This is a genomic window from Bacteroides zhangwenhongii, assembly GCF_009193325.2.
Classification (GTDB): domain Bacteria; phylum Bacteroidota; class Bacteroidia; order Bacteroidales; family Bacteroidaceae; genus Bacteroides; species Bacteroides zhangwenhongii.
Genome location: NZ_CP059856.1, coordinates 4,148,982 through 4,165,003 on the forward strand (window position 1 = coordinate 4,148,982; position 16,022 = coordinate 4,165,003).

General features: G+C 44.1%; 11 protein-coding genes. 8 read left to right on the forward strand and 3 right to left on the reverse strand.

The features are described 5' to 3' along the window. Window positions 1–63 precede the first annotated feature (63 nt). Genes GD630_RS16485 through GD630_RS16495 form a run of 3 tightly spaced genes read right to left on the reverse strand, consistent with a single transcriptional unit; the run spans window position 64 to window position 2,115 of the window. Window positions 64–984, reverse strand: a complete 921-nt coding sequence (locus GD630_RS16485) for a carbohydrate kinase family protein (RefSeq protein ID WP_143867108.1) — start codon at window positions 982–984, stop codon at window positions 64–66. Then, complete coding sequence (locus GD630_RS16490) at window positions 972–1,577, reverse strand: SIS domain-containing protein (RefSeq protein ID WP_007762879.1); 606 nt, start codon at window positions 1,575–1,577, stop codon at window positions 972–974. The genes GD630_RS16485 and GD630_RS16490 overlap by 13 nt, the downstream gene beginning before the upstream one ends. 4 nt (window positions 1,578–1,581) lie before the next feature. After that, window positions 1,582–2,115: an LOG family protein gene (locus GD630_RS16495; RefSeq protein ID WP_143867106.1), complete on the reverse strand. Its 534-nt coding sequence runs from the start codon at window positions 2,113–2,115 to the stop codon at window positions 1,582–1,584. 104 nt (window positions 2,116–2,219) lie between these two features. Between GD630_RS16495 and GD630_RS16500 the strand changes: the two genes are divergently transcribed. The 8 genes from GD630_RS16500 to GD630_RS16535 all read left to right on the forward strand — a co-directional run bounded on the left by GD630_RS16500 (window position 2,220) and on the right by GD630_RS16535 (window position 16,013). After that, a complete protein-coding gene (locus tag GD630_RS16500; RefSeq protein WP_143867104.1) occupies window positions 2,220–3,440 on the forward strand; it encodes a M16 family metallopeptidase in 1,221 nt (406 codons plus the stop codon). 248 nt (window positions 3,441–3,688) lie between these two features. After that, window positions 3,689–4,300, forward strand: coding sequence for an HU family DNA-binding protein (locus GD630_RS16505; RefSeq protein WP_007762888.1), 612 nt, complete (start codon window positions 3,689–3,691; stop codon window positions 4,298–4,300). A 133-nt stretch (window positions 4,301–4,433) separates the two neighbouring features. Further along, window positions 4,434–6,002, forward strand: coding sequence for an ATP-binding protein (locus tag GD630_RS16510; protein ID WP_143867102.1), 1,569 nt, complete (start codon window positions 4,434–4,436; stop codon window positions 6,000–6,002). 40 nt (window positions 6,003–6,042) lie between these two features. Continuing rightward, window positions 6,043–7,686, forward strand: a complete 1,644-nt coding sequence (locus tag GD630_RS16515; protein WP_143867100.1) for a DUF6377 domain-containing protein — start codon at window positions 6,043–6,045, stop codon at window positions 7,684–7,686. 208 nt (window positions 7,687–7,894) lie between these two features. After that, window positions 7,895–10,900, forward strand: a complete 3,006-nt coding sequence (locus GD630_RS16520) for a SusC/RagA family TonB-linked outer membrane protein (protein WP_007762894.1) — start codon at window positions 7,895–7,897, stop codon at window positions 10,898–10,900. After that, window positions 10,900–12,435 carry a RagB/SusD family nutrient uptake outer membrane protein gene (locus GD630_RS16525; RefSeq protein WP_182505645.1) on the forward strand — a complete coding sequence of 512 codons (1,536 nt, stop codon included), beginning with the start codon at window positions 10,900–10,902 and terminating at the stop codon, window positions 12,433–12,435. Before GD630_RS16520 ends, GD630_RS16525 begins: the two co-directional genes overlap by 1 nt. A 20-nt stretch (window positions 12,436–12,455) precedes the next feature. Continuing rightward, entirely contained in the window at window positions 12,456–13,946 is a 1,491-nt protein-coding gene (locus tag GD630_RS16530; RefSeq protein ID WP_143867098.1) for a glycoside hydrolase family 30 protein, read from the forward strand. Between the two features lie 21 nt (window positions 13,947–13,967). Continuing rightward, window positions 13,968–16,013, forward strand: coding sequence for a DUF5016 domain-containing protein (locus GD630_RS16535; RefSeq protein WP_143867096.1), 2,046 nt, complete (start codon window positions 13,968–13,970; stop codon window positions 16,011–16,013). The last annotated feature ends 9 nt before the right edge of the window (window positions 16,014–16,022 follow it).

Genomic DNA, 16,022 nt, shown 5'->3' on the forward strand with positions numbered 1-16,022 from the left:
GCAGATGTGGTAATTCCTTTGCGATAATTAGCCAAAGTTAATAGTAATTTACGTGTGTTCCCGTTATCGGTATCCCTTTGCGAATTCCACCGATACCGAATTGCTGAAACTGCGGCAAACTTCGGCGGCAAAGTCTTTTCCGCACTGAATGATTTTATCCCAGATCTCTTCATTCAAATTATTCAGGTCGCGGTAACGGACATCATATTTAAGCAGTCCGTAGATCAGGCCTGCGTTAAAGTTATCACCGGCTCCGATGGTGCTGACGGCTTCCAACGGCTCTATCGGGTATTCTTTGCTGACCAGGTTGGTACGCAAAGACACTTGGTCGCCACCGGCGGTGCAGACAAAACGGGGACAATAGAACTTTATCTTATCTTTGTATATCTTGTCTACGTCCTGCATATTATACATGTAGAGGAAGTCCTCCAAAGAACCGCGCACAATATCTGCATATTCCAGATTCTCGATAATGGTAGGGGCCAGTTTCATCGCTTCATTCTTGTGTGAAGAACGGAAGTTCGGATCATAGTAGATAATGGCTCTCTTCTCACGCGCCTGATCCAATAACTCGAGAATCTTATCCCGCAATACCGGATTCAAGGCATAATATGAGCCTACCATGACAATATCATCCTCCTCCAACTTGGGAAACAGCACATCCAGACGTTGCTTCGGGTAGTCCTTGTAAAAGATATATTCAGCGTCACTTTGCTCATTGAGAAAAGCGAGCGATACAGGTGATTTGCCGTCGGGAAATACATTCACATGATCGGTTGGGATGTTGTTTTCACGCATGAATTGCAGGATGATATTCCCTACACGGTCATTGCCGGTCTCACTGATGAAACCGACGTTGACTCCCATTCTTCCTAAGGACACGATGCCGTTGAACACGGAGCCTCCCGGCACGGCTGCGGAAGGCTGTTCTCCTCGAAAGATGATATCGAGGATGGTCTCTCCGATACCGATTACTTTTCGCATAGTGACCTTGATTTTTCTCCCAGATAACCGCCGTGGTGGCGTTTCGAATATTCTTCTATGGTGAATTGGGTCTTTTTCATGGTCTGTACCACTAAGATATCCCCGATGACGGTCATCGCGGTTGTCGAGGTGGTAGGAGTCATTCCTAATGTACAGACTTCAGCCGGTTTTCCGGTGCTCAGGCAGACATCCGATTCTTGTGCCAACGGACTGTCCGGATTTCCGGTGATCACGATGAACTTCAAGTCCGGGTCGAGGTTATGTGCCAGCCGGGTCAGTTCGACAATCTCACGTGTCTTGCCGGAATTGGAGATTAATAAAAGCAAGTCGTTCTTCTGCAGGATTCCCAAGTCGCCGTGTTGCGCTTCGCTGGGGTGCAGGAAAACGGACGGAATACCGGTGGAACAGAAAGTAGTAGCAATGTTCATCGCAATTTGTCCAGCCTTTCCCATGCCGGAGGTAACCAGTTTTCCGTTTTTCTGATGTACTTGTTCTACAATCAGTTGTACAGCTTTCTCGTATGCGTCTGTTACAGGGATGTTGAGCACGGCTTGTGCTTCCTGTTGCAATAGTTGTTTGATGGAGTCTATCATATAATCAGTTTATTTTTTCTTTTAATTCTTCCGGCGTGTTTGCTATTTCATAATAGGTGGAGAAAGGCTGCCGGGCAAATCCTTTATCCTCTAATGTCTTGAGTGTTTTCAACAGTTCGTCATAGAAACCGTATTCGTTGTAGAAGATGACTTTTTTCCGGTGGTATCCGATGGAAGCGGCAGCCATTACATGGAATATCTCGTCCAATGTGCCTATGCCTCCCGGCAATGCTACCAGGATATCCGATTTCTCTGTCATGATATCTTTCCGGTCACTAAGGTTGTGGGTGTGGATCACTTCATCAAGGAACGTGCAGACACGTCCTTTCTCTTCCAGTTTGGTAGGAACTACCCCGATTACTTTGCCGCCGTTTTCCTTCACGGCACGCGCTACGCATTCCATAAGTCCGAGATCGGCTCCTCCATAAATCAACGTTTTACCTGTTTTACCCATCCACTCGCCGATTTGGCGGGCACTTTCAAAGTACATTTTGTCAATGTTTGCGGCGGCAGAACAGAATATTCCTATCTTTTCCATATACGTTGTTACTGTTATAGTCCACAAATATCTGCAATTTTCTATAAACAGCAATAAGTTTTATTGTATTTTTGCGGCATAATTCAATAAGGAAGTAGAAAACAATGCATTATAACGAATATACACTACCGAATGGCCTTCGTATTATCCATGAACCGACTCTCTCGAAAGTAGCTTATTGTGGTTTTGCCATCGACGCCGGAACACGCGATGAGGCGGAGCGCGAACAGGGGATGGCTCATTTTGTGGAGCATCTCATCTTTAAGGGGACGGAGAAGCGGAAAGCCTGGCACATCCTTAACCGGATGGAGAATGTAGGCGGCGACTTGAATGCCTACACCAATAAAGAAGAAACGGTAGTCTATTCCGCTTTCCTGACCGAACATCTGGAACGGGCGCTCGAATTGCTGGGGGATATTGTGTTTCATTCCACTTTTCCCCAACACGAGATTGAGAAGGAAACGGAGGTTATCATTGATGAAATCCAATCATACGAAGACACTCCGTCGGAATTGATATTCGATGATTTCGAGGATATGATTTTCCGTAACCACCCGTTGGGGAGGAACATCCTGGGTAAGCCGGAGCTGTTGCGTAGCTTTCGCACCGAAGATGTCCTTTCGTTTACGCGCCGGTTCTATCAGCCGGGAAATATGGTATTCTTCGTTCAAGGGCAATATGACTTCAGAAAAATAATCCGTCTGGCGGAGAAGTATCTGTCGGATGTCCCTGCCGGAGAGGTAAACAGCCGACGTGTGCCTCCTCCGCTTTATGTTCCCGAGCATTTGACAGTCGCTAAGGATACGCATCAGGCTCATGTGATGATTGGCAGTCGTGGATACAATGCGTATGACGATAAGCGTACGGCGCTTTATTTGCTGAACAATATTCTTGGCGGTCCCGGTATGAACAGCAAGCTGAATGTATCTCTGCGCGAACGTAGGGGACTGGTATATAATGTCGAGTCCAATCTGACTTCTTACACCGATACGGGAGCTTTCTGTATCTACTTTGGCACTGATGTTGAAGATATGGATACCTGTTTGAAACTGACTTATAAAGAGTTGAAGCGGATGCGGGATACGAAGATGACTTCGTCCCAGTTGGCGGCGGCCAAGAAGCAACTGATAGGGCAAATAGGAGTGGCTTCGGACAATTTTGAGAATAATGCTTTGGGAATGGCGAAGACCTATTTGCATTATCACAAATACGAGTCGTCCGAGCTTGTCTTTAAACGCATAGAAGCTTTGACGGCGGAACAGTTGTTGGAGGTGTCCAATGAAATGTTTGCAGAGGAATATTTGTCTACGTTGATTTACAAATAATTAGTAGGCGGTCTTGCTTTTCGCTGATTAAATTCGTATCTTTACAGGTTTTATTCTTTTCTCTAAAGAGATGTCACTCTATAAGGTGCCGTTTGTCACCCTATAAAGTGCCTTTTGTCCCTTTGTAAGGTGCCGATGGTCACCTTGCAAGGTGACGACTTCCCGGCTACATAAAACCGCACTGTTTTCTGCACTGAACATTCTTATTCTCTGCACTGAAGAGTCCTAAACATAGTAAGAAAAGAATTATGGCTTATTACAATTTGAAGAAAAAACCGTCCCTTACCACGAAAGAGGGTGAGAAGGAAACAATGTATGCTGACATTGTGTATAGCGGAACGATTACGGCAGAGCGTCTTATCCGGACAGTGGCCCAAAGAACCGGTTTCAAGGAGGGGATGATAGAAGGAATCCTTTCCGAGTTACAGAACGAGACGTTGGAGTACCTGAGTGAAGGATATCGGGTGGAGTTGGGAGAGTTCGGATTCTTCTCTGCCAAAGTAAAGTCCCGCCTGGTGGAGAACAAGAATGACTTGCGTTCAAATTCCGTTTCCTTTGATGGAGTGAATTTCCGTGCGTCCAAGTCTTTCCGTACCGGTATCAGGGGAGATTTGGAACGTAGGAGATGTATCGGTTTCCGTACTTCGAAAGAGTGGGACAGGGAGCAACTGGAACAAATTGTATTGCAGCATATCCGGAAGCATGGGTTCATCACAAGGACTACTTATACTGAAATCACAGGTCGCTTGAAGAACTCCGCGCTTGCTGACCTCAAGTCTTTTGCGGCCGAAGGGATTATCAAGAGAGTGGGACGTGGCAATCAGATGCATTTTATTGTGCCGCCCGTTGACGATCTGTAGCTTGTGTGCGCATTTGCGGAACGGATGAAGAGTGATTCTAATTAAAAAAGAGGAATGCTACTTGTTTTCGTCTGTATAATTCGTATTTTTGTAGCAGATACGTGTGTGATAACAATCTAAAAACAGAAGCAGTATGTTGGTAACGGGTAGAAAACTTCCCATCGGGATTCAGACTTTCGAGGATATTCGCAATGACGGGTATCTGTATGTGGATAAAACGGCATTGATGTGGACTATAGCGAACATTGGCAAGCCTTTCTTCTTAAGTCGTCCGCGCCGGTTCGGGAAAAGTCTGTTGATATCTACGTTCGAAGCCTACTTCAAGGGGAGGCGTGAGCTTTTTACGGGACTTGCTGTGGAAGAGTTGGAGAAGAAGTGGGAAGAGCATCCAGTACTTCATCTCGACTTGAATGCCCGTAAGTACACCACTCCGGCGGATTTGGATGCTATTTTAAATCAGCACTTAGAACGATGGGAAGCGGTGTATGGAGAAGAAAAGCGTGACCGTGCTTCGGAAGAACGTTTTGCTTATGTCATCCGCCGTGCTTCCGAACAGACGGGCAAGGGTGTTGTGGTATTGGTAGATGAGTATGATAAGCCACTGTTGCAGGCCATTCAGAATGAACCTCTCCTTGAGTCTTACCGTTCTACCTTAAAGGCTTTTTACGGGGTATTGAAGAGTGCGGACCGTTACCTCCGTTTTGCGTTTCTGACCGGTGTCACAAAGTTTTCTCAAGTTAGTGTGTTCAGTGACTTGAATCAGTTGAATGACATCAGTATGAATTATGATTTCTCTACTCTTTGCGGTATCACGCATGAAGAGCTTCTTTCCAATTTTGAGCCTGAACTTATGGCTTTGTCGCGTGCCAATGGCATGAATGTGGAGGAAGTTGTGGATGCGATGACTCGTCAATATGACGGTTATCATTTTCATCCCAATGGCGAAGGTGTATTTAATCCGTTCAGTGTTTTGAATGCGTTCTTCAGTAAAGAGTTCGGCAATTACTGGTTCCAGACCGGTACACCTACTTTTCTTGTAGAACTGTTGAAAGAGAGCGATTACGATCTTCGTTTGTTGATGGACGGTATAGAGACAGCCGCTTCCGCTTTTACCGAATACCGTGCGGATAGAAAGAATCCTATCCCGTTGATTTATCAGAGTGGTTATCTGACTATAAAGGATTATGATAAGCGTTTTCAGATGTATCGTCTAGGTTTTCCTAACGATGAAGTTCGCTATGGTTTTCTCAATTTTCTGGTACCATTTTATACATCGGTTACGGATGAGGAGCGTAGTTTTTATATTGGTAAGTTCATTCACGAATTGGAGAGTGGCGATGTCGATGCTTTCATGCGCCGCTTTGAAGCCTTCTTCGCTGATTTCCCATACGAACTGAATGACCGTACAGAGCGTCACTATCAGGTAGTCATTTATTTGATATTTAAATTGATGGGGCAGTTCACCCAAGCGGAGGTCCATAGTTCACGGGGTCGTGCAGACGCTGTTGTAAAGACTCCTAAGTTTGTTTATGTATTCGAGTTTAAGTTGAAAGGAACTGCCGGACAGGCCCTGCAACAGATTGAAGAGAAAGGCTATACGCTTCCTTATGTGGCAGAGGGTCGGCAAGTGATAAAAGTCGGTGTAGAGTTCAGTGCGGAAAAGCGGAATGTGGAGCGCTGGATGGTGGAAGAAGAAAAATGACTGAATAACTAACCTTTGTACTTTAAAGCTTGATACTCCAATGAAAAAGAATAGTCTGTTATTCCTTGTATTTCTTTCTTTGCCGTTATATACTTGGGCCGATAAGACTTTAGATTCACTCTTGAACGTGCTTGACCGGACGATTCAAGAGCATGAGACATACGTTGCCCAGCGTGAGTCGCGTATCGGACATCTTAAGTCATTGGTAAATGGAACAGAGGTCAAGTCAGCGGAACATTACAACTTGAATAATCAGATATACAAAGAATACAGAGCTTTTATCTGCGATTCCGCCATTCATTATTTGAATGAGAATATACGGATTGCAGAGTATCTGCATGATACAGACCGGAAGATAGAAAGCAAGCTGCAGCTCTCATTACTATTATCTTCGACGGGGATGTATACAGAGTCTATCGACGTCTTGGAGTCGGTAGATCGTCAGGAAGTAGCCGCTCGCTTAATCCCGGATTATTACACTTGCTTTGACCATGTGTATGGCGAATTGAGCGTTTATACACAGGATAAAGCCCTTTCGGGACATTATTGGAGTATCTCGCAGGCATATAGGGATTCTTTGTACGCCATATTGCCGCCTGCATCGGAAGAACGTCTGTTGATGCGTGAAGCGTTGCTTCGTGACCAACATCAATATGAGGAAGCCTTGAAAATAAATGCCCTCCGATTGGCGGAGATGGAGCCGTATACACCCCAATATGCGATGGCCACTTATCATCGTTCCCTCATCTACAAGTACAGTGGGGATCATCTAGGGGAGGAGAAGAATCTCTGCCTCTCCGCTATTTCAGATATCCGTTCGGCTATTAAAGATCATGCGTCGCTGTGGATGCTTGCCCAACTTCTTTATGAGGACGGAGATATGGAGCGTGCCTATCAGTATATGCGTTTTTCATGGAATGCGACCAAGTTCTACAATGCCCGTTTGCGTAGCTGGCAAAGTGCTGATGTACTTTCGCTGATTGACAAGACTTATCAGGCAATGATTGAAAAGCAGAACGGTCGTCTCCAGCAATATCTGTTGCTTATCACTACATTGTTGGTACTGTTGATAGTGGCTTTGGGCTATATCTATCGTCAGATGAAGAAACTTGCGGATGCACGAAACCATCTTCAACAGGCTAACGAGCAGTTAAACGGACTGAATGAGGAGTTGAGGCAGATGAACAGTTGCCTGTCCTCCACCAACATGGAACTTTCGGAGTCCAATCAGATTAAGGAGGAATATATCGCACGGTTTATCAAGCTGTGCTCCACCTATATTAACCGTTTGGATGCTTATCGGCGTATGGTGAATAAGAAAGTATCCGCCGGACAGATAGCGGAACTTTTAAAGATAACCCGTTCGCAGGACGCTCTTGACGAAGAGTTGGAAGAGCTGTATGCCAACTTCGATACAGCCTTTCTACATCTGTTCCCCGATTTCGTGAAGAAGTTTAATGACCTGCTGCAGGATAATGAACGGATTGTATTGAAGAAAGACGAACTGTTGAATACCGAATTACGTATTTTCGCTTTGATACGTCTAGGCATTGAAGACAGTTCACAGATCGCCGAGTTCCTTCGTTATTCGGTGAACACAATCTATAATTACCGTGCAAAAGTGAAGAACAAAACTCGTGGCTCGAGAGAGGATTTTGAGGATTTAGTACGGAAAATCCGCTAATCAAGGCTGTAAACTATCCACTTTTTTAGACTGAAGAAAAGAAATTAAGCGTTTGGAAATGAGATGTTTGCCTTTTAATGGTATCCACTTATTGCCCCCCTCTTATGAATCCGTTCTCATTTCTTTATAATTTTGACCTGTGCTTCGGAAGCAATGAGAGGAACTCCATTGCGGACGGACTTTATTATTAACTTTAAAATTAGTACGCATGAAAAAGAACAGGCGAAAAATCCTTTCGGGGAGTCGCAAGATTCTCTTTGCTATTCTGGCAATGTTTCTATCATTGAGTGCATCCGCACAACAAATTACTGCCTCCGGTCAGGTGCTGGATGCGCAGAACGAACCGCTTATCGGTGTTAGTGTACAGGAAAAAGGAACGACTAACGGTGCGATTACCGATCTGGACGGTAACTTCTCATTAAATGTTCAACAAAATGCCATTCTGGTATTCTCTTATGTGGGCTATAAGTCGCAGGAGATGAAGGCTGCCCGTCAAATGAAGGTCACACTTCAGGAAGATAATGAAGTGCTCGATGAAGTGGTGGTAATCGGTTATGGCTCGGTGAAACGGAAAGATGTGACGACAGCCATTTCTTCCGTATCCACCAAAGATCTGGATATGCGTCCCATTGTATCTGCCGGACAGGCCATTCAGGGTAAGGCGGCAGGTGTATCGGTCATCCAGCCCAATGGTACGCCGGGAGGCGAGATGTCTATCCGTGTGCGTGGTACTACTTCAATGAATGGGAGTAACGATCCGCTATATGTAGTAGACGGAGTGCCGGTAGACAATATCAAGTTCCTTTCTCCGAATGATATTGAGAGTATGCAGATCTTGAAAGATGCTTCTTCCGCATCTATATACGGTTCGCGTGCCGCTAACGGTGTGATCCTTATTACGACAAAAGCAGGTGCGACGGGAAATGCGAAAGTTTCTCTGACTGCCCAGTTCGGACTGAATAAAGTGGCCGATAAAGTGGAGTCCTTGAATGCGGCACAGTACAAAGAATTGCAGGACGAGATCGGACTGGTGTCTCTGCCTGACGGATTGCCCGACCGCACCGATTGGTTTGACGAGACATACCAGACAGGGAAGACCCAGAATTATCAGATTGCTGTATCCAATGGCAACGAGAAGATGAAATACTACCTTTCTGCCGGATATCTGAATGAACAAGGTGTGTTGGACATCTCTTATTACAAACGTTATAACTTCCGTGTGAATCTCGAAAATCAGGTTCGTAAATGGTTGACCGTTAGTGCTAATATCTCTTATTCCGACTATACAAGCAATGGAGGAGGCGCTATGGGAACAGGAGCGAATCGGGGAGGTGTTATTCTGGCGGTTATCAATACTCCGACGTATGCTCCGGTTTGGGACGCTTTGAACCCTAACCAGTATTATAATAATTTTTATGGAGTGGGCAATATCACCAATCCGCTGGAGAATATGGCACGTGCAAAGAACAATAAAGATAAAGAAAATCGTTTATTGGCTTCCGGTAACGTGTTGCTGACGATTCTTCCTGAGTTGAAATTCAAATCGACACTTACTCTTGACCGCCGTAATGCTGTCAATACTACTTTCCTTGATCCTATTTCCACTACTTGGGGACGCAACCAATATGGAGAGGCTTCGGATAATCGGAACATGAATACGGTCCTGACATTTGATAATGTCTTGACTTATAATAAGAACTTCAAAAAGCATGGACTGGAAGTCATGGCCGGTTCGTCGTGGACGGATTCCGACTATTCAAACAGTTGGATTAACGGTTCTCATTATCGTGATGACCAGATCCAGACCTTGAATGCGGCCAATAAGATTTCTTGGGATAATACCGGAACAGGGGCTTCCCAATGGGGTATCATGTCATTCTTCGGACGTGTAGCCTATAATTTCGACAGTAAGTATCTGCTGACTGCCAATATCCGTGCTGATGGTTCCTCTAAACTGCATCCTGACCATCGCTGGGGGGTATTCCCATCATTCTCTGCCGCTTGGCGTATCTCTTCAGAGAAGTTTATGGAAGATCTGACCTGGATTGATGACTTGAAGCTGCGTGGAGGTTGGGGACAAACGGGTAACCAATCGGGTATCGGAGACTATGCTTATCTGCAACGTTATAACATCGGTCGTATCGAATGGTTTAAGAAAGGTGAGGAAGGGGATAAGACGGATTATGCCAATGCCGTACCGACCATCAGTCAGGCGAACTTACGTACATCCGATTTAACTTGGGAGACAACCACACAGACAAATATCGGTTTGGATCTGACAGTCTTGAATGGACGGTTAACGTTCAATGCGGACTACTACTATAAGAAAACAAAGAATATGCTGATGAATGTATCTCTGCCTGCCGGTGCTGCCGCAGCCACTTCGATAGCCAGAAACGAAGGTGAAATGGTGAACAAGGGTTTTGAACTTTCTATCAGTTCGAAGAACTTTCGTGGCGGAGCATTTACTTGGGATACGGATTTCAATATTTCTTTCAACCGGAATAAACTGACGAAGCTGGAATTGCAAAAAGTGTATTATGATGCGAAGACAGCGGATGTAGTCAATGATTATGTTGTACGTAATGAGCCGGGACGTGCCTTGGGAGGTTTCTATGGCTATATCAGCGACGGTGTGGACCCGGAAACCGGTGAGCTGATGTATCGTGACTTGAATCATGACGGTAAGATCTCATCTTCCGACCGTACTTATATCGGTGACCCGAATCCGGATTTCACTTACGGTATGACCAATACATTCTCCTGGAAAGGATTTAATCTAAGTATCTTTATACAAGGTTCATACGGAAATGATATTTATAACGCCTCACGTATCGAAACAGAAGGTATGTATGACGGTAAGAATCAGTCGACCCGCGTGTTGGGACGTTGGAAGATACCCGGACAGATAACGGATGTGCCGAAAGCTAATTTTAAACTGTTGAATTCTACTTATTTCGTGGAGGATGGCAGTTATCTGCGGTTGAAAGACGTCTCCTTGTCATACAACGTGAAAGGTAAACTCTTGAAGAAATGGGGAATCACCCGTCTGCAACCTTATTTTACAGCTACCAACCTGCTGACGTGGACCAGTTACTCCGGTATGGATCCGGAAGTGAACCAATGGGGCAATAGTGGTACAGTGCAGGGTATCGACTGGGGAACTTACCCGCATTGCAGATCATACGTGTTTGGTATTAATGTTGAATTCTAATGAAAGGAAAGATTATGAAACTAAGAGCTATATTTTGTGGATTGACGTCCGGTCTGTTATTGGGGATTTCTTCCTGTTCACTGGATTATGAGCCATTAGACACCTATTCGGATGTGACAGAAGGAATAACGGATAACGGAACGAAGATTGTGTTCAAAGATAAGGCAGCTGTTGAAAGCCATCTGACTACGCTTTACAATCAGATGCGTGACCGTCAGGAACATTGGTATGTGGATTTGTTGCTGATTGCGGATTCTCATGCGGATAATGCCTATGCAGGCACTACAGGAGCGGAAGTCGTTCCGTTTGAAAATAATTCTATTGAAGGATCGAATTCTGTATTGGAGCGTGACTGGAACCGTTATTTGGAGGATATTGCCCGTGCCAATAAGCTGATTTGCAACATCGACCAGGTGAAAGATAATTCATTGACTGCCGACGAACGGGCACAGTATAAAGCGGAAGCGGAGATATTCCGTGCTATGATTATGTTTGATATGGTGCGTCTTTGGGGAGACTTCCCGGTGATTACAACTGTGGCGGATGATATTACTTCGGATAATATTGAAGATGTATATTCCCAGTATTTCCCTGAGCAGAATACGGAGCTTGAAGCTTACCAGCAGATTGAGAGAGACTTGTTGGACGCTGTGAAGTATGCACCGGACAATACACCGGGCAATAAGACGTTATTCACCAAATCGGTGGCACGTACATTATTAGCTAAGATTTATGCGGAAAAGCCGTTGCGTGACTATACGAAGGTAATCCAATATTGTGATGAGGTGAAAGCGGATGGCTTCGATTTGGTAGAAGACTTCAGCGATTTGTTTGGCATGAACGACGCTAATACGGATGCGAAGGTACGTAACACAAAGGAGGCTATTCTTGAAGCACAGTTTACTCCCGGAGCGGGCAATTGGTGTTCGTGGATGTTCGGACGCGATTTGGTGAACTGGAATACTAACTTCACATGGGCGAAATGGGTAACTCCGTCACGTGACTTGATTAATGCTTTCAAGAAAGAAGGTGATGAGGTTCGTTTTAAAGAGTCGGTTGTTTATTATGACTGCTCATGGAGCAATTATTATCCGTCGGATAATTATCCGTTCATGTACAAATGCCGTTCGGCCAATAGCAGTATCATAAAATATCGTTATGCTGATGTGCTGTTGCTGAAGGCAGAGGCATTGATAATGCAGGATACACCTGATTTGGAAGCGGCTGCCGGTATTATTGATGAAATACGGGAACGTGCCGGTTTGGGGAAACTTCCTTCATCTATTCGTGAAAACAAGAATTCCATGATTGACGCTTTGCTTAAAGAACGTCGGTTGGAGCTGGCTTTTGAAGGACAACGGTGGTTTGACTTAGTACGTCTGGACAAGGTAGAAGAAGTGATGAATGCTGTGTATGCGAAAGATTCAGGACGCAAGGCGCAGGTTTATGCTTTCGATAAGAACTCCTATCGCTTGCCTATCCCACAGTCAGTAATTGATGCGAATGATAAGATTCAACAGAATCCGGGTTATTAATATATTAGAAACTTAAGATTATGATAAACATGAGAAATATAGCATTGACTTTTTTAGGATGCTTCACCATATTAGCTGCATGCAGCAACAGTGACGACGCAGAAAAACCGGTAGCACCTGTTCCAACCGGGGATGTGACGATTTATGCAACGACCAACAGCCTGACACGTGATTTAACCCGTGATGCGGTTAACTTCAGCTCGAAGGATAACCTGGCACCTACTTCTATCACGCTGGATCCTACAGAACAATATCAGACAATGGATGGTTTCGGGGCAGCCATAACGGGAGCTACCTGCTTTAATCTTTTAAAGATGCAGCCGGCGGACCGCCATGATTTCCTGACCGAAACATTCTCTGATAATAGTGGTTTCGGGTTTAGTTATATTCGTATTTCGATTGGTTGTTCGGACTTTTCGTTGAGCGAGTATACTTGTTGCGATACGAAAGGAATAGAGAACTTTGCTTTGCAGAGTGAAGAGAAAAACTATATCTTGCCGATTCTGAAAGAGATTCTGTCCATTAATCCTTCTATTAAGATTATTGCAGCCCCCTGGACTTGCCCTTTGTGGATGAAGGTAAAGAGTTTGGAAGATCTTACCCCGCTGACGACATGGACAAGCGGACAGCTGAATCCTGCTTATTATCAAGACTATGCTACCTATTTCGTAAAATGGATACAGGCATTTAAGGCCGAAGGTATTGATATTTATGCTGTGACTCCTCAAAATGAACCATTGAATCATGGCAATTCGGCTTCGATGTACATGAGTTGGGAAGAACAGAGAGACTTTGTGAAGACTGCGCTCGGACCTCAGTTCAAGGCTGCGGGATTGGATACAAAGATTTATGCCTATGATCATAATTATGATTACAGCAATCTTGAGGCAGAGAAACAGTATCCGGTCAAGATTTACGGTGATAGCGATGCATCCCAATATATAGCCGGTGCAGCATATCACAATTATGGCGGCGATCGTGAGGAACTGCTGGAAATCCATAAAGCTTATCCCGAGAAAGAACTACTGTTTACGGAAACTTCTATCGGTACATGGAATAGCGGACGTGACTTGTCAAAGCGATTGCTGGAAGATATGAAAGAAGTTGCATTGGGAACAGTGAACAATTGGTGTAAAGGGGTGATCGTATGGAATCTGATGCTTGATAATGACCGTGCTCCCAATCGTGAAGGCGGTTGCCAGACTTGCTATGGAGCGGTGGATATCAGCAATAGTGACTATAAGACAATCATTCGTAACTCACATTATTATATCATTGCCCATCTTTCATGTGTAGTGAAACCGGGCGCAGTACGTATCGGTGCATCCGGCTATTCCGACAGCAATATTATGTATTCTGCTTTCGAGAATACGGATGGTACATACGCCTTTGTTTTGATGAACAACAATGAGAAGACAAAGAAGATAACTATCAGTGATGGTAAACGTCATTTTGCTTATGATGTTCCTGGCAAGTCTGTGACCTCTTACCGTTGGGCGAAGTCGAAATAAGAACCTTAAAAGTATAAAGACATGAATAAAAGTATCTATATAATATTGGCATTGGTAGGAATACTGGCCATGAATTCCTGTAGTGACGATGAATTCCTTTCGGGTAATCCGGATATGGAACTCGGAGCTGGGAAAGTAAGTGCGCTTTATGGCGATAGTCTCCCGTTCACCATTAAGGCTTCGGATGTGGATGTACCTCTTTCTACTTTGAAAGCGAAACTTTTTTATGGAGAGGAGTTGGTGTCGGAAACTGTGATTCGTACCAAGACAAGTGGTAGCGATTATACGGGCAAAGTCTTTGTGCCTTATTATCCCAACGTGATTGATGGTAGGGCTACTTTGAAGTTTGTTCTTCAGAATATCCATTTCACTACTACGGAAATGGAGCGGGAGGTTGTTTTGTCCCGACCGGACTTCCCTTATGTCACTTTGGTTGACGAAATGGGTGAAGAATATCTGATGAAGAGGCAGTCTCTGTATAATTATAGTGTGACCGGTAGATTTCCTCAGGATATGAAGGCTTATTTTAAAACCCCGAAAGTAGGTGAAAACGGTAACGAACTGACTTTCGGCTGGGATAATGAGAATCAGCTTGCGGAAGGGAAGAATGTGGATCCCATCACTTTCTCCGGTACGGAGGCAGAACCTTATGAGGTAACTTTCAATGTGCTTACATACGCAGTTTCTCCATTGGTCAATGTATTGTTTGACGGAGAGAAGATGATAGCACAGGATGCGAATACTTATCTGATACAGAAATCATTTACTCAGGGACAGGCCATAGTAGTTGTGGGTATAGATCTGGATGGCTGGTGGATTAATCCGGATTATTTCAGGAAAGAATCCAATGGCACATTGACTTTCTTACCGGTGGATGGCAAGTATCGTGTAGTAGCTAATATGAAGCAGAAATATTTTAGTGTGACCCGCATGAACGGTGATGAGGAGGCTACTCTTTCTGATGACGGACATGGTGCTATTTGGCTAATGGGTTGGGGAGTCGGTTCTCCTTCATTGGATTATCAATTCGGATGGAATGCAGGAAATAATTACAGTGTATCAGAGATTGTGCCTAAGAAATATCAGTTTACCGGAGTGGCAGGTCCTGAACATGGTTCATCAATAGGACAGCGTTTCAGATATGATTATATAGGTTGTAAGTTTTTCTATCAAAATAATTGGGGAGAAGAGTTATCTAAAAATAAAAGATTGACAGTCGTTGAAAGTTCAAAAGCATTGATCAAAGTAATAGACGAAGGGAATGATGATGGAAATATTGTATTAGCAGATGGTGTAACCCTTGAGGAAGGAGCTACTTATGTATTAACTGTTGATTTGACAGCCGGAAACGATAAGGGGACAGTTTCTCTGGAAAAAATTTCGGATGGAGAGGTGAAACCGCAACCGACGCTGGTACAGACGTTGTATTTTGATTTCGGTTCGAAGACTTCCGGCAGGGGAGAATTAACAGAAGGCATTGATAAGAATAATCATTATTGGAATAATATCTGTAATAATAATGTAGGAACGGGTGATGCGGCTAAATATGCTGACGCCGGTACTGTTTACTCGCCTTTGATTAATTCGGATAATGTTCCAACGGAATATAAATTAACTTTAGACGTTCGTTTCTCGACTAATGGAATGGATGGTGCAGGTGGCTTAATGAGTCCTCAGGAAGAACTATTGGGAGATTTTGCTATAAAATCAGTTACTGAAGATTATTTCTATACCGAAAATGGTGAAAATAAGGATAGGAGTTTTACTTTCTCTGGTTTGGATAAGGAAAAAGGATATAAGTTTTACATCTTTGGTAGTAGGGGAACCGCTGATACACGTATAGTAAATTATATTATGTCGGGATCCAATGATTATACAGGTGAATTGCAAACTTCAGGAACTAATTGTGGAGGAGACGGTATTAATCAGAACATAAAAAATATCTGTGAATCAGATATTATTTATCCTGATGGAAATGGTAAAATAAAGTTCACTCTGGAAAAAAAGGTCGGTAATTATGCGGCACTTAATGCCTTGAAAATAGAGGAATATACCAATGTTAAATAATAGAAGAAT

Bases quoted from the DNA above. Each gene is read 5' to 3' on its own strand.
- GD630_RS16500 (WP_143867104.1), top strand. From the start codon at position 2,220: ATGCATTATAACGAATATACACTACCGAATGGCCTTCGTATTATCCAT.
- GD630_RS16485 (WP_143867108.1), bottom strand. From the start codon at position 984: ATGCGAAAAGTAATCGGTATCGGAGAGACCATCCTCGATATCATCTTT.
- GD630_RS16535 (WP_143867096.1), top strand. From the start codon at position 13,968: ATGAATAAAAGTATCTATATAATATTGGCATTGGTAGGAATACTGGCC.
- GD630_RS16495 (WP_143867106.1), bottom strand. From the start codon at position 2,115: ATGGAAAAGATAGGAATATTCTGTTCTGCCGCCGCAAACATTGACAAA.
- GD630_RS16525 (WP_182505645.1), top strand. From the start codon at position 10,900: ATGAAAGGAAAGATTATGAAACTAAGAGCTATATTTTGTGGATTGACG.
- GD630_RS16510 (WP_143867102.1), top strand. From the start codon at position 4,434: ATGTTGGTAACGGGTAGAAAACTTCCCATCGGGATTCAGACTTTCGAG.
- GD630_RS16515 (WP_143867100.1), top strand. From the start codon at position 6,043: ATGAAAAAGAATAGTCTGTTATTCCTTGTATTTCTTTCTTTGCCGTTA.
- GD630_RS16505 (WP_007762888.1), top strand. From the start codon at position 3,689: ATGGCTTATTACAATTTGAAGAAAAAACCGTCCCTTACCACGAAAGAG.
- GD630_RS16490 (WP_007762879.1), bottom strand. From the start codon at position 1,577: ATGATAGACTCCATCAAACAACTATTGCAACAGGAAGCACAAGCCGTG.
- GD630_RS16530 (WP_143867098.1), top strand. From the start codon at position 12,456: ATGATAAACATGAGAAATATAGCATTGACTTTTTTAGGATGCTTCACC.
- GD630_RS16520 (WP_007762894.1), top strand. From the start codon at position 7,895: ATGAAAAAGAACAGGCGAAAAATCCTTTCGGGGAGTCGCAAGATTCTC.